The 20301-nt window shown below is 41.2% G+C and carries 26 protein-coding genes; 15 read left to right on the top strand and 11 right to left on the bottom strand.

The annotated features are described in order from the left end of the window. Nucleotides 1–51: 51 nt before the first annotated feature. A complete protein-coding gene (gene radC, locus MST16_RS14085) occupies nucleotides 52–753 on the bottom strand; it encodes a DNA repair protein RadC (RefSeq protein ID WP_180012055.1) in 702 nt (233 codons plus the stop codon). A 112-nt stretch (nucleotides 754–865) separates the two neighbouring features. On the opposite strand from radC, the gene coaBC reads away from it, so the two are divergent. Beyond that, nucleotides 866–2137, top strand: a complete 1272-nt coding sequence (gene coaBC / locus MST16_RS14080) for a bifunctional phosphopantothenoylcysteine decarboxylase/phosphopantothenate--cysteine ligase CoaBC (protein WP_180012053.1) — start codon at nucleotides 866–868, stop codon at nucleotides 2135–2137. Nucleotides 2138–2527: 390 nt separating this feature from the next. Beyond that, nucleotides 2528–3049, top strand: coding sequence for a hypothetical protein (locus tag MST16_RS14075; RefSeq protein ID WP_078194199.1), 522 nt, complete (start codon nucleotides 2528–2530; stop codon nucleotides 3047–3049). Between the two features lie 118 nt (nucleotides 3050–3167). Here the strand turns inward: MST16_RS14075 and dusA are convergent, their stop codons facing one another. After that, the gene (gene dusA / locus MST16_RS14070; RefSeq protein ID WP_180092395.1) at nucleotides 3168–4202 is read right to left on the bottom strand and encodes a tRNA dihydrouridine(20/20a) synthase DusA; all 1035 of its coding nucleotides are present in this window, start codon (nucleotides 4200–4202) and stop codon (nucleotides 3168–3170) included. A gap of 119 nt (nucleotides 4203–4321) precedes the next feature. Between dusA and MST16_RS14065 the strand changes: the two genes are divergently transcribed. After that, on the top strand, nucleotides 4322–5515 hold the full coding sequence (locus MST16_RS14065) for a site-specific integrase (protein ID WP_180092397.1): 1194 nt from the start codon (nucleotides 4322–4324) through the stop codon (nucleotides 5513–5515). A gap of 19 nt (nucleotides 5516–5534) precedes the next feature. On the opposite strand, the gene MST16_RS14060 is transcribed toward MST16_RS14065, so the two are convergent. The 9 genes from MST16_RS14060 to MST16_RS14020 form a co-directional block, all read right to left on the bottom strand. Continuing rightward, nucleotides 5535–5879 (bottom strand): hypothetical protein, encoded by a 345-nt coding sequence (locus MST16_RS14060; RefSeq protein ID WP_180092393.1) that lies wholly within the window; start codon nucleotides 5877–5879, stop codon nucleotides 5535–5537. After that, the gene (locus MST16_RS14055; protein WP_180092399.1) at nucleotides 5876–6241 is read right to left on the bottom strand and encodes a hypothetical protein; all 366 of its coding nucleotides are present in this window, start codon (nucleotides 6239–6241) and stop codon (nucleotides 5876–5878) included. The genes MST16_RS14060 and MST16_RS14055 overlap by 4 nt, the downstream gene beginning before the upstream one ends. 57 nt (nucleotides 6242–6298) lie before the next feature. Further along, a complete protein-coding gene (locus MST16_RS14050; protein WP_180092401.1) occupies nucleotides 6299–6727 on the bottom strand; it encodes a hypothetical protein in 429 nt (142 codons plus the stop codon). Beyond that, nucleotides 6724–6975, bottom strand: a complete 252-nt coding sequence (locus tag MST16_RS14045; protein ID WP_257245655.1) for a hypothetical protein — start codon at nucleotides 6973–6975, stop codon at nucleotides 6724–6726. The genes MST16_RS14050 and MST16_RS14045 overlap by 4 nt, the downstream gene beginning before the upstream one ends. Before the next feature lie 181 nt (nucleotides 6976–7156). Next, nucleotides 7157–7453, bottom strand: coding sequence for a pyocin activator PrtN family protein (locus MST16_RS14040; RefSeq protein ID WP_373691584.1), 297 nt, complete (start codon nucleotides 7451–7453; stop codon nucleotides 7157–7159). Continuing rightward, entirely contained in the window at nucleotides 7450–7641 is a 192-nt protein-coding gene (locus MST16_RS14035) for a hypothetical protein (protein WP_180092407.1), read from the bottom strand. Before MST16_RS14035 ends, MST16_RS14040 begins: the two co-directional genes overlap by 4 nt. 157 nt (nucleotides 7642–7798) lie before the next feature. Then, the gene (locus MST16_RS14030) at nucleotides 7799–8023 is read right to left on the bottom strand and encodes a hypothetical protein (RefSeq protein WP_180092409.1); all 225 of its coding nucleotides are present in this window, start codon (nucleotides 8021–8023) and stop codon (nucleotides 7799–7801) included. After that, a complete protein-coding gene (locus MST16_RS14025) occupies nucleotides 8020–8337 on the bottom strand; it encodes a hypothetical protein (protein ID WP_180092412.1) in 318 nt (105 codons plus the stop codon). Before MST16_RS14025 ends, MST16_RS14030 begins: the two co-directional genes overlap by 4 nt. A gap of 104 nt (nucleotides 8338–8441) precedes the next feature. Beyond that, nucleotides 8442–9083, bottom strand: coding sequence for a LexA family transcriptional regulator (locus tag MST16_RS14020; RefSeq protein WP_180092415.1), 642 nt, complete (start codon nucleotides 9081–9083; stop codon nucleotides 8442–8444). Nucleotides 9084–9183: 100 nt separating this feature from the next. On the opposite strand from MST16_RS14020, the gene MST16_RS14015 reads away from it, so the two are divergent. The 12 genes from MST16_RS14015 (at nucleotide 9184) to MST16_RS13960 (ending at nucleotide 20277) form a co-directional block, all read left to right on the top strand. After that, on the top strand, nucleotides 9184–9396 hold the full coding sequence (locus MST16_RS14015) for a ribonuclease D (RefSeq protein ID WP_120367366.1): 213 nt from the start codon (nucleotides 9184–9186) through the stop codon (nucleotides 9394–9396). 29 nt (nucleotides 9397–9425) lie between these two features. Continuing rightward, nucleotides 9426–9923 (top strand): phage regulatory CII family protein, encoded by a 498-nt coding sequence (locus MST16_RS14010; RefSeq protein ID WP_180092418.1) that lies wholly within the window; start codon nucleotides 9426–9428, stop codon nucleotides 9921–9923. Then, nucleotides 9923–10852 carry a primase-helicase zinc-binding domain-containing protein gene (locus MST16_RS14005; RefSeq protein ID WP_180092421.1) on the top strand — a complete coding sequence of 310 codons (930 nt, stop codon included), beginning with the start codon at nucleotides 9923–9925 and terminating at the stop codon, nucleotides 10850–10852. Before MST16_RS14010 ends, MST16_RS14005 begins: the two co-directional genes overlap by 1 nt. Continuing rightward, on the top strand, nucleotides 10849–12615 hold the full coding sequence (locus MST16_RS14000; protein WP_180092424.1) for a DUF5906 domain-containing protein: 1767 nt from the start codon (nucleotides 10849–10851) through the stop codon (nucleotides 12613–12615). Before MST16_RS14005 ends, MST16_RS14000 begins: the two co-directional genes overlap by 4 nt. Nucleotides 12616–12958: 343 nt before the next feature. Then, complete coding sequence (locus MST16_RS13995; protein WP_180092427.1) at nucleotides 12959–13429, top strand: hypothetical protein; 471 nt, start codon at nucleotides 12959–12961, stop codon at nucleotides 13427–13429. 166 nt (nucleotides 13430–13595) lie between these two features. After that, entirely contained in the window at nucleotides 13596–13787 is a 192-nt protein-coding gene (locus tag MST16_RS13990) for a hypothetical protein (RefSeq protein ID WP_075167504.1), read from the top strand. Then, nucleotides 13762–14364, top strand: a complete 603-nt coding sequence (locus tag MST16_RS13985; protein ID WP_180092430.1) for an HNH endonuclease — start codon at nucleotides 13762–13764, stop codon at nucleotides 14362–14364. The genes MST16_RS13990 and MST16_RS13985 overlap by 26 nt, the downstream gene beginning before the upstream one ends. A gap of 322 nt (nucleotides 14365–14686) precedes the next feature. Then, the gene (locus MST16_RS13980; RefSeq protein WP_075167502.1) at nucleotides 14687–15166 is read left to right on the top strand and encodes a P27 family phage terminase small subunit; all 480 of its coding nucleotides are present in this window, start codon (nucleotides 14687–14689) and stop codon (nucleotides 15164–15166) included. Further along, nucleotides 15163–16923, top strand: coding sequence for a terminase large subunit (locus MST16_RS13975; RefSeq protein WP_180092433.1), 1761 nt, complete (start codon nucleotides 15163–15165; stop codon nucleotides 16921–16923). Before MST16_RS13980 ends, MST16_RS13975 begins: the two co-directional genes overlap by 4 nt. Continuing rightward, nucleotides 16920–18173 carry a phage portal protein gene (locus MST16_RS13970; protein ID WP_180092436.1) on the top strand — a complete coding sequence of 418 codons (1254 nt, stop codon included), beginning with the start codon at nucleotides 16920–16922 and terminating at the stop codon, nucleotides 18171–18173. The genes MST16_RS13975 and MST16_RS13970 overlap by 4 nt, the downstream gene beginning before the upstream one ends. Then, a complete protein-coding gene (locus tag MST16_RS13965) occupies nucleotides 18163–18912 on the top strand; it encodes an HK97 family phage prohead protease (protein WP_180092439.1) in 750 nt (249 codons plus the stop codon). Before MST16_RS13970 ends, MST16_RS13965 begins: the two co-directional genes overlap by 11 nt. Before the next feature lie 63 nt (nucleotides 18913–18975). Beyond that, nucleotides 18976–20277 (top strand): phage major capsid protein, encoded by a 1302-nt coding sequence (locus MST16_RS13960; protein WP_180092442.1) that lies wholly within the window; start codon nucleotides 18976–18978, stop codon nucleotides 20275–20277. Nucleotides 20278–20301: the final 24 nt, after the last annotated feature.

Here is a 20301-nt window from a genome sequence, read left to right as displayed (position 1 = left end):
AAAAAATTATGATGATCTTCGGGTTTGCTCAAGCACTTGTCAATAACTGTTTCATGCAGATAAGTGTGCTTGGAGCAAGCCATGTTCAGCAAAGGAAAAACTCCCTTCTGTGGAGATAATGCAATGATCGATCAGTCGAATTTCCACCAGCTGACAAGCCTGCTGAATGAGTCGAGTCAATTCCAGATCGGCAGCAGAGGGTTCTGCACGACCGAAAGGATGATTATGTGCAATGACAATACTGCTGGCGTGTTCAGAAATGGCATAACGCAGCAGTTGATTGATGGAAATTTCACAGGTATTGAGGCTGCCATAAAAAAGTTTTTTAAAGTTTATTTTTCTTAAATGCGCATCTAGACAGAGCACGCCAAAGACTTCTTGACGTTCCGCTAAAAATTCAAAGCGAAGAAAATTTTGTAATTGTTCAGAATGTTGCAATTCTAAGGCTTCATTTTGAAAATGTTGACTCACATAGCGTTTACCGAGTTCTTTTACCGCCATGAGCTGCGCATATTTACTGTTTCCGATGCCATGAAACTGGCGCAAATCCTCAAGTGAAGCATCCATCAGCGCTTGCAACTGACCAAAATGTTGGATCAGGAGTCGTGCGAGTTCGACAGCAGAGTGCTGCTGGGAACCAGAGCGTAGGAAAATAGCCAGTAGCTCAGCATCGGATAAACTTTGTGCGCCTTTTTGAATCAGGCGCTCACGTGGGCGCTCTTGTTCAGGCCAATTTTTAATTGAATTATTCATTATTCTTAGACTTTTTTATTATCAGTCAATCGGCTTTTTCAAAGCAGATTGTTGGGTCAGTGCATATTTAATGCTATTGTGAGCGCCACTGCAACAGATAGGTATCCTGTTCGTGAGCTTTGATTTAAGTGTAATGCCCACAAAAAATATTCTTTTAGGTGTCACTGGTGGTATCGCAGCCTATAAAAGTGCCATTCTTGTCCGTCGGTTAAAAGATGCCGGATTTGATGTGCGCGTGGTGATGACTCAAGGTGCGCAAGCCTTTGTGACCCCGCTAACATTTCAGGCGCTTTCAGGCAACCCTGTGCATACCGAATTACTCAATCCCGAAGCAGAAGCGGGCATGGGGCATATTGAATTGGCACGTTGGGCTGATTTGGTATTGGTTGCTCCTGCAAGTTGCGACACGCTGGCAAAATTTGCGGCGGGTTTAGCAGATGATCTTCTTTCGACACTTTATCTTGCTACAAAAGCACCCGTCTGGGTTGCCCCTGCGATGAATCAGCAAATGTGGGCAGCCAAAGCGACACAGCGTAATTTAAATACACTGGTTGAAGATGGCGTACATGTGATCATGCCCGATGCCGGTTCTCAAGCATGTGGAGATGTGGGCTTAGGACGCATGCCTGAGCCAGAAGATTTGGCGGATCAAGTGACGGCCTATTTTCATCAAGCACAGCGAGCTATTGCTGAAAAATTTGGCATGCTTGCAGGCAAACATGTGGCGATTACAGCCGGTCCAACACGTGAGTCGATAGATCCTGTACGTTATATTTCCAACCACAGCACAGGTAAAATGGGTTTTGCACTGGCAGCGGCTTGTTATGCGGCTGGGGCTAAAGTAACGCTGATCGCAGGCCCCGTCAGTTTAGATACACCAAATGGTGTACGACGGATTAATGTGCAGTCTGCAATTAAAATGTTAGAGACTAGTCTGCAAATGTTAGATGAAGGCTGTGATATTTTTATCGCAACAGCAGCCGTTGCGGATTATCGCGTGGCAGAAGTTGCGGAGCATAAAATCAAAAAAGCTGGTGATGAACTCAATGTGGCTTTAATTAAAAATCCAGATATCGTTGCAACGATTGCGCAGCAGTCAAAACGTCCATTTATGGTGGGATTTGCCGCTGAGACACGCAATGTCGAAGAGTATGCAGCAGGTAAACTTGTGGCAAAAAAACTCGATATGATTGCGTGCAATGATGTCTCACGTAAAGACATTGGCTTTGCTTCTGACGAAAATGCCATGACCGTGTTCTTCGCAGATCAATATCAAATGGACAAGCGTGATTTAGAGAAAGCGTCAAAACAAGAAATTGCACAGCAATTGGTGGAAGCCATACATGATGCGCTACATCATGAGCCTGAAATGGACGATGAATAATTTCAGTTGATTCCTTAAAAATCCCCGCAATGTTCGGGGATTTTTTATGGCGCTTTTATGATGTTTTGTTTAAGGCTCTATATTGAATAAATCACGAGGTGTTCAGTTTCATGTTGAAAATTTGAAGATTAGGAAACCACTACCAAAATGGTCATTTTCAACAAAAATATGTCAGCAACAGACCAAGGCTGCCAGTGTTTTAAAACAGCAAAAATGCAATTTAAGTGATTGATATCAAAATTAAATATAAAATTGAGAAATCTTGATAATTTGGCTTGTACTGTGTGTTTTATTGGCTATTATGAAGCAAACAATGAGGAATGTTTGGATCGCAATCTGTGATCGGTCTGACTTTTTCATCAAGAATAAATGCATCATGGGGGATGCAATATGTTTCGATGGCTCACCATTTTTTTACTGTTGAGTTTGGCTGGTTGTAGTTATTTTGTCTCGACAGATGAATTATCTCGGCAGATTGAGCAGCAGATGCAGCACGAGTTTGATCAGAATCCAGATTATCGGCAGTACCATTTACGGATTCAAAATATAAAAGTGTTAGAGCGTAAGGGATTAAGCTTTAAGGCTCAGGCGACGTTGCAGTACGATGGTCAGCCTTATACTGTTTTGGTCGATATTTACAAAGATTTGCAAGGTTATGCATGGAAAATAGATGAAGAACAATTTGCCTTCATTGACGAAGCTGAAATTGCAAAATATCAGGCGCAGTTAGATCAAGAGTTGAATCATTTGGTTGAAGAATTGGAACAACCAACCGAAGAAATTGAACCTGTTACATCGACGCCTGAGAGTTACGTGGGGTTGCGTGAGGAAGAAGATCCATCCGATTATCAATGGACTGGCTATGATGATGAACCTTTTCCCAAAGGGAACATTACGGTCAATAGTCATTGAGTGATGATGTGACTGTTTAGATGATTTAGCTGAGTTGTCGATCTTACCAAGCAAGCACTTTAAGAAACATGAAAAATAAAAAAAGCCCGCAAAATAGCAGGCTTTCACTTTTTGAAGATTAATCTTCTAAAACGACTTTAGGATGATCACGTAAATAGTCTTCAGTACGTTGCATTGCATCTTTAATATTTTGGATGGCATTTTCCACATCTGCAAAGGTTTTGGCATTGCCACCACTTAAAGCCTGACGCCATTTTCGAGCACCTGGTAGATTTTGGAATAAACCTAAAATATGACGGGTAATGATAGAAAGCGGCGCACCTTCTTCCATGCGTTTAGCAATATACGGTAGCATCTGATCGATAATATCGAAACGGTTGGGTAATTCGAGATCCCAAAGCTGACCGATCTCAGCCAATAAATACGGGTTGTGATAAGCCTCACGGCCAATCATCACGCCATCAACATGTTGTAAATGTTGCTGTGTTTCAGCAAAGGTTTTCACCCCGCCATTAATTTCGATCAATAAATTTGGACGTTCTTGTTTCAGACGATAAACATCTTCATAACGTAAAGGTGGCACATCACGGTTTTCTTTTGGCGACAAACCTTGCAGCAGGGCAATACGGGCATGCACGATAAAATTGTCACAGCCAGTCTTTGCCACGGTATCGACAAAATGCAGCATTTCTTCATAAGACTGCATGTCATCAATCCCGATGCGGTGTTTCACGGTCACTGGAATATCAACAGCATTTCGCATTTCAGCAATACATTCAGCCACCAAATCAGGCTCTGCCATCAAGCATGCACCAATTTTATTGTTCTGAACGCGGTCACTCGGACAGCCGACATTGAGGTTCACTTCATCATAGCCCCAGTCCTGTGCCATCTTGGTACAAGTTGCTAAATCTTTAGGATTTGAACCGCCAAGCTGTAACACAATCGGGTGTTCTTCGTTGTTATAGTCCAAATGACGATTCGCACCACCAAATAAAATCGCACCTGTGGTGACCATCTCGGTGTAGAGAATCACATTAGGGTTAAACAAACGTGCAAAGAAACGATAGTCACGAGTCGTCCAATCCATCATAGGTGCAACGGATATACGTGGAAGCCTTGATATATCAGTGTTTTGTTTTAAATCAGTCATTTAAGCACCTATGAGCATTCGTATCATTTACGATAAATTTGTATCTTTTCCTATCTTTTTGCAACTCTTGCAACTATATTTGCAACCATTCCCCGTTCATTTGAGAAATAGTTGCAAGCATGGGCTATATCACAGAGTTAAAATCCAAAACTAAAGGTACCAGATACAAGGCTGTGATCAATATTCGCAAGCCAAGTGAGGGTATCGAGTACTTTGATACTGAAACATTTAGTACGAGAGCTTTGGCAAAAGCGTGGCTAAAAAGAGAAGAGGACAGATTAGAAAAGAATCCTCACTTGTTGTCAACAGACAAAGATGCTGTGGCATCTGCAGCCATGTCTTTGGCATCGGCAATTACCAGGTATAAATCTGAAATTTCAGACTATGGCAGGACTAAGGCATTTACTCTTGAGATGCTGAAAAAGTTCGATATTTCTCAAAAGTCTTTGGCAGATCTGAAGCGTACTGATTATGCACAACATGCTTTGCGTAGACGTGACGGCTATAAGAATGAAAATTATGATTTAGATCCTGTTGAGCCTAGTACTATTCTTTTCGAGTTCCAGTGCATCAAATCAGTATTGGATCATGCAGAATTGCTTTGGGGTGTCGAGATCGACTTCAATGAATATGAAAAAGCAGTCAAAGGTCTGAGAAAGTCCCGTGTCATTTCAGAATCTGAAGAGCGTAACCGGTTGCCAACGTCCAAAGAATTGCAGGATCTGACCACGTATGCGTACATGGATTTTCATTTAAAGAATTATTCAAATACGCCACTATATTTGATCATGTGGCTTGATATTTACACGGGTCGTCGTTTGGGTGAGTTGCCACGGCTTGAAATTCAGCACTATGATCGTGAGCATAAGAAATGGTACCTGGAAGCAGTGAAGCATCCAACGAAAAAGAACAATGACAAATGGTTTGTGGTCTCGGATGAAGCAGCAGAAATCATTGATGAATTACTCAAGCCTGAAATCCGTAAAAAAATGCTTTTACGTGGCGGTGATGATCGGTACCTGATCCCAACACATGAGGAAAATATTGCACGTCATTGGCAGAAAATTAAGAAACGAACCGGCATTGATGATTTACGTTTTCATGACCTTCGCCATGAGGCAGCAACACGTTTGGCAGAGCAGGGTTTAACGGTACCACAGATCCAGCAATACACATTGCACGATGATTGGAATAGTCTGAAACGATATGTCAATTTAGATATTATTCGAAAGGATCTGCTCACATATAAGCAAGCGATTGAATATGCAAAAACCACTGGCATTGCTGAAGCCATTAAAAAAGCCTCTATTTAGAGGCTTGAGTATATTGAAATCACCAAGGTAAATCATCATCGTATTTATTAGATGATTCTTTGACGAATTCTGGATTTACTTTGATATTTCCATTTTTCAAAAAAGTCATAGCCCAATCAGGATGGCATTTGATACACATATCTTCTAGGTAATGTATGTGGCCACAGTGACATTTAGTTATAGCCACAGAAAACTTGTGATAGTTCTGAAAAATTGCATAAGTTCCATGTGATTCATCACCTCCCTGAATCTTAAAATTGAAGCCTTTACTCCGCACTTCAGTTTCAATTTTCTCAATTGAAACATTTGTATTATTTAAAAGAGTTTCAACTAGACTCTGTAATTCAATTGATCTATCCATCACGCCACCGCCATTTTTTTAATTTTATTAAACGTCTTTGAATCCAATTCCTTTTCAGCAACCTTGAAAAAACGCATCGCCAGCTCCTGCGCTGAGTGATTATTTTTCTTCATGATCTTGGCATCTTGATCAAGCAATGTGACGGTCTGATTGATGCGGGTCAGCATAGAATTGACTTGTGACAATTCAATATTCAGTAAAGCAATTGAATTGCCGTTTTTGCATTTGTCCTTGGCTTCAATCAAGCCTGCACGTTTGGCTTTGAGTTGGTCACGTAGATCCAAAAGATCATCACGATTAAATTGTTGGCTGAGTTTTAAAGGACTCAGTTCTAATAACTGTTCTTGTACATTTTCGAGTTTCATTACCATTCTCACATTTTGTATTTAATAAATAAAGTGCCATTTGCTAAGAGCATCAGCTCAAGCATCAACAAGAAAAACTCTGCCATTGGTGAACTCGTCCTGAATGCGTTGAAATTCTGAAACAGCAAATTGTTGAGCCATTTCATTAATCAGTGATTGAAAATGAGCAAAAATATAAAGTCCGAACTCATCCATGTTGAGTAGCTGTGGATCTGCAGAGCTTTTTGATTTGATCAGTTCAATTTCGGCATGGCTTGCAAGCTTGAGCTCAAGCAATAACTGGTAGTATTTATCCAGGTTATGAATATCTACATTCACAGATACATCGGTTGGATCACACATGAATGGTTGGCCACTGTATAAATGGCCAAACACTCGATTATCTTCAAGACGGTCAATAATGCCGTTCCCTGCAAAATGAATTCCTGAAAATTCAGTACTATTTTCAGAAATAAAACTCACTGCCACATGGTCGCCTGTATTCATGCTGCTAATTCCTTTCTTTTGTCTTGAATAATTCTTCTACAAGCAATGCAATGATGTTTGTGAGATGCTTTATATACACGAAACTCTGTTTCACCATGCTTTTGGCACTTGCCAGTAAATAAATCCTTGCCTAATCGCAAGGCTTCTTGCTTTGCTTCAAAGTTGAATTTGCATCGTTGTTGTTCTGCACTTAAAGGTTTTTGACGATCTTTCAAAAAAGGTCGATGGCTACTCACAGATGCAGTCATCGCTTGGCGCATTGTATTTTGAGAATTATTCCATCCTGTCTCTTTCGGTTTATCATTCAGAGCTGAATAGCCTGCAGGTAATTGATCTGGACACTGCTTTTTTTACTTGCGCAGGAACCAGCGAACCTGAATATCAAGTCGTCTTGATTCGGATTTTTTGCGCAAAATGTCATGGCTTGAATTAATGTGCATATTGTTCACCATTCATGGCTTTATGATCGTGCTGAGCCAATGCAGTTTGCTGATCGATGTACACAGCAAGATCATGCAAATTGACCATCCAAGATGCTTTTTGTTTTTCACCTAATCGCACCACTGGAAAGGGCAATTCTTGTTTCACTGCTTTACGTTTGGCAATTTCAAGTGACATGTGGCTCAAATAGTCTTCAACCACATTTTCAAGCGGTACCACTGGAGACATGTAGCGCAACACAAGCATCGTGTACGTGTTGATAACTGGAGCAAATTTACCTTTCACTTCAATTCTCCTAGTTCCTTGAAGATACGGTCAGCCGTTTTTACATCAACGGTTGCAGGTACCACATGCTGACCAGGCATGTGAAAAGTAATCACATGCGCACCATTGTTATTACGGATCACCACGTTGTTCACATTGCTCATATTGATAATGTGCTTAGTGTGGTTTAAATCGGTGAATTGAAGCATTAACGATTCTCCCGTTTCCTTAAAGCTTTGTGATCCGCTTTAAGCTCCTTTTGGTGCTCATTTAACTTGCACATTACAAAAATCACTGCAATTACAAGTAATAGAATTGGATATGCAAGACAGAATGCGATGGCTGCAATTGCGACATATTTATTCATTAGCTCACCTCATTAATTGAAATTAGAGCTGCGTTTAAGTGCTTGTCTTCATCAGATACAGCAGTTGGAGTGTCATGAATCAAACAATGACAGCATTGTTCATCCGTATAATTTGGACATTTCCCTTGGCAAGCATGGCTACCTTTTTTTCGATGCAGTTTTGGCCATGAATCAATGACTGATTGCTCAGGTACGATGCTTTCAGGGGTGATGGATAGGTTCATACATACTCCTCAATCAATTGAGCACGCATAGCCTTTGCAACGTCATCAAGCCATTTAGCTTTTTCAGTTAAGTCAATAAATTCGAAATTGATCGCAGCATCAATGAATGCATTTGCTTGTGCAATTGCGATTGTAAATTCGTGTTGATTGTTTGATTTGTAGATGCTGTGAATAGCAGTCTGTATCTGTGATACAGCACGTTCTTTGTAGAAATCAAAGTCTTTAATTTGTGGTTGGGCAAAGTCGTCTGCGAGTAGACGACTTAAAATGATTTGATCGAATTGATCATTTTTTTGAGGATTTGAACTTTTCATAAAAAAACCTAAGTTGACTTAGAATGTATTTAAACTAAGCTAACTTAGGTTTTATGTCAATTAAATTTCTAAGCTATCTTAGAAATATTTTTTATAAAATTGAATTATAAGAATTTTTTAGATGGTTCAAATTTTCCAATATATTTGCCTTTGTAAATGCAATTTTCTTTAAGGGGGATGATGTTAGGTTGAAAATTAGGATTTAATGCCTGTAAATACATACGATTAGGTTCTCTAACCAATGCTTTGAAAGTAGCTTCATCATCGCAGCGAACTACTACCATTTCGCCAGTTTGTATTGAAGTTAGGTCAATATCTGGATCTATGCAAATATAATCGCCATCTTTGAAGTGAGGTGCATTGCTAGTACCCTGTACGATCATATAAAAACTATTTTTCCCTGCATTTGGTGGTGCAGGTAGCCATTTTTCAATTTCATGTGGCTGTAATGATCGAACATTAGTCCAATTTCCTGCTTGAACGTAATCTAAAACAGGTAGCATTCTTGAGATAGGTCTGAAATCTCTAACGGATTCACTTGTTTCATGTTGTCCATATTTTAAATATTCAATGGATGTATCAAGCATTTTGGATAACGTTTCAAGGTTTTCATATTTGGGTTCATTAACGTCTTTTTCCCAAAATCCAATAGTTACATCCGATACGCCTACTAAATCTCCTAGTTTTCCTTGGGTTAGCTTTTTCTCTTTTCTGAGTTTTTTGATTCGAGAGCCGATGGTTTCCATAAAAAAATTCCGAGATAAATATCTAAGCTATCTTAGCTATTGACTATCAAAGATAAGTTGTGTCTAATTAAATCTAAGTCAACTTAGATTTGGTATTAACATGACTCGTAAAGAAGCAATGGAATTATTGGGCTTTAAAAAATTGATTCAGTTAGCAGATAAGCTTGAATTAACGACCGCCGCTATAGCGCAATGGCGTGACGGGGAGGATATTCCAGAATATCGCGAGTATGAAGTCAGAGAATTAGCCGCTGGTCGCACTCCAAAACGTTTGCTTAAGTCTAAGCAAAATGTAGCTCATGCAAATAACTAAAAAAATGAATGAATTGGGAAATTTTAAACATGCAACTTACAAGCACTCAGCGTTTAGAACGTACAGTACTGTCATTATCTATGGCATTGAAAGCAGCAGTGTATCGCCAAAATGATGATTCAATCATGGCAATTATTGCTGAAAAGAATGGTTTTAATATCAATACATTTCGCAGTTCGTTAAATCCAACGACACCTACGCATAAAGCTAATATTTATCATTTAGAAGCGGTTTTGTCGGAAACTCAAGATGCGCGAATTATGGATAGCATTTGTGCCATTCATGGTAATGCCGCTTGGTTTGAATTGCCGAAACATGAAAATCTAAATATAGCTGATTTTGTCATGAAAATCGGAAAGTTAGCACGTGAACAGGGGGATTTATCACAGTCAATTGCAACTGCAATTGGTGATGGGGTGGTTAGTAAAGATGAATTAGCCATTATTCAAAAAGATGTCATGGATCTCATTAGAGTGGCACTAACACTATTTGCAATGGTAGAGCAGCAACATGAGCAGGTGATTTGATGGCTAAGAAGAAAATACAGGCTGAAGACATTAAACGAGCAGCTGAAGGTAAGTGGATGGATTTAATTTTCCCGCGGTTCGGTATTGATGTTCAGTGGAAAAAGAAAACGCCTTGTCCTGCATGTGGTGGCCGTGATCGCTTTCGTTTTGATGATAAAAATGGCAACGGTGATTATTTTTGCCAACATTGCCAAGGTGGTGATGGGTTGGATCTGATAGGCAAATGCACACATTTATCTTTTCCAGAAGTTGTTAAAGAAGTTGGTGCAATTCTTGGACTTGATGATAGTTCTAAAATTACCGATGCAGACCGTGAAAAATGGCGTAAAGAACGTGAATACCGTGCAAAAGAGCAACGGGAACTTGAGCAAAAGATGCGTGAAAACATTGCGCGTAAGGCAGAAAGTACGTTCCGCAATGCTTATCAGGGTGAATTCAGCTTGTACTTAAAGAACAAGCAAGTTGATAAAGACCCAAAAATTAAGATCACGCATGACGGCAACCTTCTGATCCCTGCATACGATGAGCACGGCAAAATGTGGAATTTGCAGACCATTACGCCTGATGGCCAAAAACTTTTTATTCAAGAAAGTGGTGGTCGTACTGGTGGATGCTTCTTTGTCATCGGTGAAGTACAGCCTGATCTATATGATGCTCATATCATTTGCATCGCTGAAGGTTATGCAACAGGCATGTCAATTCACATGGCAACAGGTCATCCAGTCGCGCTTTCATTCGTTGCCAATAATTTACCAAAAGTAGGTGCGGTATTGCGCCAAAAATATCCAAATGCCGTGTTTGTCTACTGCGCTGATGATGACAGTGCTAAACAAGATACAGGCTTGAAGTACGCCCAAGAAGCACAAGCCACAACAGGTGGAATCATTGTACTGCCTGATTTTACTCAAATTAAGGAGTCCGTTGCATGAATTCTAAGGTCTATACAGACTTCAACGATTTGCATGTCAATTGTGGACTCGACGAAGTCGGAAAGCAGATCCGTTCAGCTATTTCTTCTGTTCAGATTTCCCCCGAACCCCCTAGTAATGCAACCAACAATTTTTGGGGGCAAGATCCCGATTTGGAGCAAAACGATGTTGTTGAACAAAGTGGGGGCGCGGGTATTTCGCAGGAAAATACTGCTCAATCTGAGCCTTCACCTGAAAATCAAATGGAAAAATGGATTGCACGATTCTGCTTAATCGAAGGGGAAACCAACGTTTGGGATGATTATGGGAAAAAGATTTGGAAAAAAACCGCATTTCAGACCATGTTAGGTGGCAAGAAAGTCTTTGATCAGTGGAATTCACATCCAAAACGTAAAACCATTTCATCAGATGATGCAGCTGGGCGTGCAACGGATGAAGGTCATCTCAAAGCAAAAGAGATGATCGAACGATTCATTATGCTTGAAGGCAAAAAAGCATGTTGGGATACATTTCGTCGTGAGCTTGTCGGCACGGATGTTATGAAAGAAAACTGGGCAGGTGCTTATGATGTATGGGCAAAGTCTAGAGAAAAACGCATGATTTGGCATGAAGACCTAGTTTTTGTCCCAAGCATGCATATCAGTGAAGGTCAGATCAATACCTATGACGGCATGGACATTTCACCGATGCTGGATGATAAAAATCAGATTGTTCAAACTTCCGATGCGTTGGAGCTGTGCATACCAATTATTAACTTGGTCAAATTTTTATGTGGTCGTGAAACGGCTGCTTATGAATGGCTGATGAAATGGCTAGCTTATCCTCTGCAACATCCAGGTGCAAAAATGAATACATCTGTTTTGCTGTGCAGTGCCGTGCAAGGTTCGGGTAAATCCCTATTCTTTGAGAAGATCATGACACGGATTTATGGTGAAAAGTACTCTGTCACATTGGGTCAAAATGGTCTTGAATCCATTTATACAGATTGGGCTGAACGTAAGCTGTACTGCCTATTTGAAGAAATATTTAACAATAAGTCTAAGTTCGGCATGATGGGTCTGATCAAACACATGATCACGGGTGAAAAGATCCGTATCGAGAAAAAGTTTATGTCAGGCTATTCGCAGAATAACCACATCAACTGTGTGTTCTTATCCAATGAAGTACAGCCATTGGCTATTGAAGAACGTGACCGTCGATTCTTGGTACTCGAACCAAATCAAAAATTAGGTGATGACCTAAAAGGATTGATTGAAAACTGTCTTGAACCTGACAGCAAAGCAATCAGTGCGTTCTATACCTACTTGTTGTCGATGGATCTGACGGACTTCACCCCATACACTGAGCCACCAATGACCAAGGCCAAACAGAAAATCATTCAGTTCGGTTTACCAGGCTGGAAATTATTCTTAGATGATTGGCGTGTAGGATTATTAGAGCATCCATTTGTTTGTTGTCTCTCAGATGATTTGTACATGGCTTATCGTCAGTGGTGCCATAAGAATGGAGAAAAAGCGATTCCATCTAACAAGTTCTTAAACTTGATTGCATCTGAGCGTGTCGTGGCCAAAGGGCATGGACGGATCTATGAGGATGTTGTCACTGGAGCTGGTTATCAGGAAAGACGCAAAGAGGTGCAAAGGCGCATGGTCTTTACTGCCAATCCACCTGAAGGCGTAAAAAGAGCAGATTGGCTGAGTGGACAAGTGAAAGAATTTCGTGCTAAGTTAAAAGGAGATCATGATGTCCCTAACACACTATAAAATATCAATAATTGTTACGGGTGTTACGGGTCTGTTACGGGTTAAATCAATACCCCGTAACACTGTCAAAGCCTTACACCATCTCACTTTCAGCGACCTTGTTACACCTGTTACGGGCTTATGCGCGCGCGCACGCGTGAAAAAAAAATTATTCAATCTGCTAATTCTTATTTCTAAAGCTAAGAATATTTTTCTTACGTGCGAGAAAACAGCCCGTAACACCCGTAACACCTGTAACAACCATTGTTTTTATTACATTTTTAATCTTTCTACACGTAACAAATCAGCATTTACCCGTAACAAATCGACCTGTACCCGTAACAATCAACAAGGAATGTGAATAATGGAACAATATTTGCGATTGTTAAATCCTAAAACAACGAATTTTGATGCAATTGGTGGTGGTAGTCATGGTTCAATCACAGCGCAGGATGTATGTGTGGCAATGAGTTATGCTCGATTATCGTTACTTCAAGACAATTTAGTCCGTTTAAAGTGTCTAGGTGCGAACTCAATCGAGAATATTGAAAAGTTTGCTACGGTACTTTTGGGTAAGTATGATACTCGGCTTATGAATGCAGGCTTGGCGAATAGGTATCACTTGGCGGTTATTCGTGTTGCGCTTATTGAGTTTTGTAAAGTTCCAGCCAACTACAAGCCGACTGAGCGAAATCGTGAGGTTCTTTCGGGTTTTAGTGATTCAACTGTGCGAAAGCATCTCGCTAAACATATTGATGCAATCCTTGAAGACTTTCAGGATGAATATAAGTTAAGCGAAGAAAAGATATTTTTTCAGCTAAATAAATCTAAGTGAAATTAGATATTGACACAAAAGCAAACTTGGGTTAATTTTTCCCACAATGCAAAACTGTATTTAAAGCGCTGTAAGTTCTTAAGAGTCTCTCCCCAGAGGCTCTTTTTTTATGGCTGTATGTCAGGCGCGGGGCAGGGCATACAGTCTTTTTTTTAAGGATGACCGCATGGCAAATAATCAGATGATCGTTCGCATCTCAGTTCAGATGCCTAAACGTCGAATGGTATTGCTCACAGCGCTTCATGCAGTGGACAAGATCATTCAACTGAAAGCAACACAGAAACTGCGTGAATTAATTATTAAACGTTCCATCAAAGTTACTCCGGTGAAACATGAACAAAGCACCACAGAAAGCTAAGCGTCCATGTCTATCATCGGGCTGTAAAGACTTTGCATCGAACAAAGGATATTGCGACAAACATCAGAGTCGAGTGAAGCAACGTGATCGTGATCGCGGGACTGCACATCAACGTGGCTATGATGCCGAGTGGAAAAAACATCGTGACCAATTCTTGTTGGAACATCCGCTGTGTGTTGAGTGTCGTCGTAAAGGTTACGTGATGCCGGCAACGGTGGTCGATCACATCATTCCACACAAGGGCGATAAGGATCTGTTCTGGAACAAATCAAATTGGCAACCGTTATGTGAAACACACCATAACATCAAGACTGCATCTGAAGATCGCGGGGCTTGGATGCCAGTAGTGAACAAGCCTGTGATAGATCCTGATCGAATGAATCCTTTCAAAGTTGGTGACACAGTGACCATTGCAAATGATGTGATCCTCAGCCGACTTGGTTGTACTGATCAGGATCAATGGGAAGTACTCGATGTGCTCAATGAAAAGATTCTCGAAGTATCCAACGGTATGAAGATACAGCAACTGCATTTCACACATTTCAAAAGACATACTGAGACTGCACACGTTAGCTAGTCTCAATGTTGACAGCTCGGAAAGACGGCACGCTCATGTGTAAGCAAAACTCATGAACGTTATAGGCTCGACAGGGTGTTGAGATAAGGCGGGTACAAGATGGATTTGACTTTGGTGACGGCAAGCCATTAACGCATAAGTTGGCCATAGCAAACGACACTTCGAATCCCTGTCAGCAACGGCAGGGATTTTTAATTTCAAATTTTATTTAGGGGATATGGGGTCAAAAGTCAAAACCGACCTCCCGATAAAGACCGCCCCCCCATGAAATTTTCTCTCCGTGAGAAAAAATCGAAAGGGAGGGGGGTATCAGAGGTGATTTATGACTGATAAAGATTTCACATTCCAAGCTGGATCTGAACTACTGCAACCGAAAGTTGCAGTAAAGGCAAAAATCCCGCCTAAGCCTGCAGGCTTGACCAAAGTTGCAAATGCAGTTTGGGAAGAGTTGGGACCAAAACTTGTTGAAGTTGGTTTGCTAAGTGAAGTGGATGGAGCAGCGTTTACTTTGCTCTGCCGAAATATTTCTGACTATGAGGCTGTCTTGGCCAAGTTACAGACCGTTGATGACTTCGTGGATGAGACACCAAATAAATTTAAGGTCCAATCAGTGTGGTTCACATTAAGAAACCGACTGCATGATGACATTTTGCGACTGTCCAAAGAATTTGGTCTGACTCCAGCTTCTCGAAGTGGTATGCGTGGTGCTCAGACGGATAAGAGTCAGCAATTGGGTCTTGGGTTTGAAACGCCTGAACCAACTAAACCAGAGAGTGCATTTACAGTGCGTAGACGATCATGAGCGAAAGAAATTATTTAGAAATCATGCACCAGTACTGCAAAGACGTGCAAACAGGTGTACGAATTGCGGGAAAGTTTGAAAAATTAGCAGTAAAACGTTTTCTAAATGATTTAAAACGCCAAGAAAACGACCACGATTTTCCATATTCATTCAGTGAAGAGCGCGTGAATCATGTGTGCTCGTTCATTGAAAACTTGCATCACTGGAAAGGTGCTTTAGCACGTAAGAATTTCATCTTAGATCCATGGCAAGTTTTTGTTGTAGGCAACATTTTCGGCTGGGAAGATGATGACGGTATCAGACGTTTTACTGATGCTTATGTCGAAATTTCCAAGAAAAATGGGAAATCGACCCTTGCTGCTGCCATCGGTTTGTACATGTTATGTGGTGATGGTGAAGCGGGTGCGGAAGTTTATGCAGCAGCTGCCAATTATGACCAAGCAAAAATTGTGTGGCAGGATGCCAAGCAGATGGTACTGCTGAATGCTGAATTAAGAGCAACATTTGGTATTGAAACGACTCAGTATGAGATCCGTTCGACCACTGGCAACGACAACAGTATTTTCCGTCCGATTGCGACAGACAAAGAAGGCAGTAAGGACGGTAAAAACGTCCATTGTGCCATTCTTGACGAAATTCATGCACATAAGGATTCTGAAACTTACGACATCATGGCAGATGGTGTCATTGCTCGTCGTGAGCCTTTGGTTTTGGGTATTACCACAGCAGGCAGCAATAAAATCGGGGTCTGTTGGCGTGAACGCTGTAAAGTTGTCGATATTTTGTATGGTAAAGATAATTTAGAACGTTATTTCGGCATCATTTTTACCATCGATAAGGGTGATGACTGGCGAAATCCTGCGGTTTGGCCAAAAGCCAATCCAAGTATGGGCGTTGCTTTTGACACGAATTACCTGCAAGGCAAATATAAAAAGATCAAAACCGCTGCTGAGGAAAGCCGATTCAGACAGAAAAGTTTGAATGAATGGGTGCAAGGTGCAGACAGTTGGATTGCTTCGAGTGAATGGGAGTTGATTGCAGATCCGAGCGTCACTGAAGATGATTTTAAAGGATGTATTTCGTTTGGTGGCTTAGACTTGGCAAGCAAAATGGACTTGGCCGGTTATGTGAAATGGTTCCCAAAACTGATTGATGGGCGTGTGCATTGGTATATTTTTGCGCATCAGTACATCAACTCCAACGTGGTAAATCAAAGACGTGCAATGGACGGTCAGAAACGTCCAGATGAATATTTGGATTGGGTCGAAAGCGGTCATCTGATTGAAACGCCAGGGAACGTCACTGACTTTTCACAGATTTATAAAGATGTGATCGAAAGTCATTTGCAAGCCAATATGTATGAAATTGGTTTTGACCCATGGAATGCAGCGCAATTCGGGCAGAATTTGATTGCCGATGGTTTAGAAGCAATTGAAGTTCCTCAAAAGGTCAATCCGTTGAGTATCGGCATGCGTTGGATGGAAGAGTTGATCCGTGATGGAAGGCTTCATCATGATGGCAATCCCGTGCTGCATTGGTGTATGTGCAATATTGAAGTTAAAGAAGACAACAACAGCAACATTTTCCCACGTAAGCCTGACAAGGCACGAAAAATTGATGCTGGTGTGGCTGCCATTATTGGTGCTACACGGGCAATGCTTTGGGATAAATTGGACGTTTTCGACTTGGTACCAGGTGAAGAAGATGGAAACATTGATGACTGGTTGAATGACATGATTAAGGTAGCGAAGCGATGAGTAAAAAGCGCGATAAAGTGAAAATTCGTGATAAAACAAATCGCGATAAGCTGAAGGTTCGCGGAACGGGACCAAAGCAAGACAAAAGGGGGGCGACATTACATGATCGTCCCCTTTCTACTTTGAGAACAGCAAAGCCTGTCAACTTTGATAGTGCGATGACGCTCAGTGCTGTTTTTGCTTGCGTTAAGATTCTTGTTGAGTCAGTGGCCACGTTGCCTTTGCAAATGTTCAAGATCAATAAGGATGGAACGCGAACACAAATTAAAGATCATGACTTGATTCGATTGCTGAACAACAAGCCGAACCGTTATCAGACCCGTGTTGAGTTTTTTGAACAGCTGATGCTGAACCTTGTCGCAGGCAATAGCTTTGGCAAGCGTGATTACATCGGAAAAAAGCTCACCAGTATTCAAATTATTAACTCTGGATCAGTAGATCTGAAGTTAGACGATAAAGGCAATCCGATTTATCAGTGTCAAATCAATGGTCAGAAAGTCGAATATTCTGAAAAGGATATTTGGCATGTCAAACTTTTTGGCACGGGATTGATGGGAATGTCACCCATTGCTTATGGAGCTCAGTCCATTGGTGTGGGTCTAGCTGGTAATGAGAAAACTACTCGTCTGATGTCCAATGGTGCTAAGCCAACAGGCGCGATTTTGACACCAAAGTGGTTGAAAAAAGAGCAAAGAAACGAAATTCGTGATGAGATGGATATTCTCGTAAATGGTGATGATGGATCAATGCCTGTACTCGAAGGTGATATGCGATTTGAGAAAATCAGTCTAACACCAGCGGATCTGGAATTAATTCAAATTCGAAAAATGTCAGTTGAAGAAGCTTGCCGATACTTTGGTGTGCCACCAATTCTGGTGTATTTGACTGAAGGTGCAACCGCATGGGGCAGTGGTATTGAGCAAATTATCGATGGATTTTACAAATTTGGTTTACGCCCATATTTGGAACGTATCGAAGAAAGTATCCGTATTCATTTGCTTCCGCGTGAAGATTGGGATGATTACGAATTTGAGTTCAAGACCAAAGATTTGTTGAGAGCGTCTTATCTGCAACGAATTGCCTCGAATAAAGATCGAATTCTTAGCGGTCAGGCATCGCCTAACGAGATCCGTCGTGAAGAGGGTGATGCACCCGATGCAAATGGTGATTTCTTATTGGTTCCAGTGAATATGACCACTGCTGAACGTATGAAAAAAGGTACTTATGGAGCGAAAGCTGATGAAAAATAAACTGCATGTGCGGAATAAGTTTTCGCCAAACATGCCAAAAGTGCAATGCCGTCGAATGCCTGTTGTTGCGGATAACTTACGATTTATCAACAAGGACGAAAAAACTGGCATCGTGAAGATCAGCGGTTATGCGGTGAAATGGGATTCAATCAATTATCACGGTGAAAAATTCATTCGTGGTGCATTTGCTGAAGTCTGTGCTGCATTTGCAGCAGGAACCAAGAAAATTCATGCTTATTACAACCATGGTTGGCGTCTTTGGTATGTCGATGCACAGCTAGCCATGCGTATTGGTAAATATACAGTTCTTAAAGAAGATGAAGTCGGTCTTTATGTTGAACTTGAATTTACACCACGCTTAGCCATTGCCAGTGATGTGACTGCCATGGTCCAACATGGCACGGTAGATGGATTCTCAATTGCATTTTTCCCAATCGGTGATTTGGATTATGACGATAAAGGCACTCATATTGAGATTCGTCGAGCTGACATTTATGAAATCAGTGTTGTTGATGAGCCATCAGATGATTCAGCGCGTGTGATCAATGATCAGACCATTGAGGCTATTGAATCAGAAGATGATGCTGAAGAATTTTTGCGTTCGCTGGGTTTGGCTGGGGATTACTCGAAAAAACTGATTGCACGTTTAACCGATGTGCATAAGCCAAAAGAAAATCCACCACCAAAAACTGAACCGAAAAAAGATCCTTTGGCATTCTTGGATCAAATAACCGTTTAATTTTCGTTTTAAATCCTGACCCGCTTACAGCGGGTTTTTCATTTTCTATGCATGGAAAAAAATATGAAAGCACTTTCAAAAACTGCAGTTGCTTTAGCAATGGGCGCAATGGCAACTCAATCAGCTCAGCCACTTTCTCCATTTATGGGCTTGAATGCCCGTGATCGTCAGACGGCTGAAGACTACAACCAAGCATGTGCTGACCTTCAGACACGTATGGCCAATTTGGATAAATTGATCACACGTTATAACGATGCTTTACAGCGTTTGGAAGGTGTGCCAGAAGATCTTCAAGAAGAACTTGAAACACGCGCCAAAGAAAACAAAAAATTGGCAAGTGAAATCGAAGAACTGCAACAAAAATTGGTTGATGGTGTTCAACATCGTGGTGCGGATCCTGACACCGTTGCATCGTTGCTGATTCGAAATAAAGAAGTCGCAGATCAAGCCAATGCCATTTGTCGTGCTCGCGGTAAATTTGGTTTGGATGGCGTTCAGGCACGTAACATCGTGACCTTGGCAGGAATGGGTGCGACAGCATCGTTGGCTCAAAATGATTTGAGTCGTACTGTGGAACGTCCATTGACCATTTTGGACTGGATTAGCTTCACACCAATTACAGCTGAATTGGTGCCATTACTACAAGAATCTGCTTATGAAATCATGGCAGAACTTGCACCTGAAGGTACTGAAAAGAAAGAATCTAACTTAACTTTTGAAGTTGTAGATCTTAAAGCGGGTACCGTGGCGCATTGGATCAATATTTCGTTGCAAACGATGGCAGATATGCCGACATTGGCATCATATATTGAAGGTCGTTTGGCGTATGGTGTACGCCTTAAACTTGAAGCCTATATCGTTGCTGGTGATGGTGTTTCAGGTGGTACTGCTAAATCATTCAGTGGTTTACTTGAAGTTGGCAACCATGAAACTGTGACTGCGGAAGCAGATGATACAGCTGTTGATGTGATTAGCCGCGCAAAATATAAAGCAGGTTCAACTGGCTTATTGCCTGAAGCGGTGATTTTGAATCCTGAAGATTGGGGCAAAATCGAACGTTTAAAAGGTGATGATGGTCATTACATTTTTGGTTCACCTGGTGCAGCAGTTCAGCCTGTTCTTTGGGGCTTACCAGTGGTGCTTTCAGCAGCAATGACATTGGGTAAATATTGGGTTGGTAATATTTCTTTAGGTATTGCGGGCTTTATTCGTGAAGATGTCGCAGTTGAGCTATCAACTGAAGATAAAGACAACTTCCGTAAAAACTTAGGTACCTTGCGTGCAGAAATGCGTGCATGTTGTGGCGTTCAAATTCCTGATGCATGTGTTGCAGGTGACTTGCCTGTGCCTCCTGTCGGTCCTTAATTCGATAAACAATGAAAAGCAGTC

The sequence above is a fragment of the Acinetobacter sp. YH16040_T genome (genome assembly GCF_024605785.1).
GTDB classification, from domain to species: Bacteria; Pseudomonadota; Gammaproteobacteria; order Pseudomonadales; family Moraxellaceae; genus Acinetobacter; species Acinetobacter amyesii.
The sequence above is the reverse complement of the archived record's forward strand: the minus strand, read 5'-3'. Positions and strand labels throughout refer to the sequence as shown.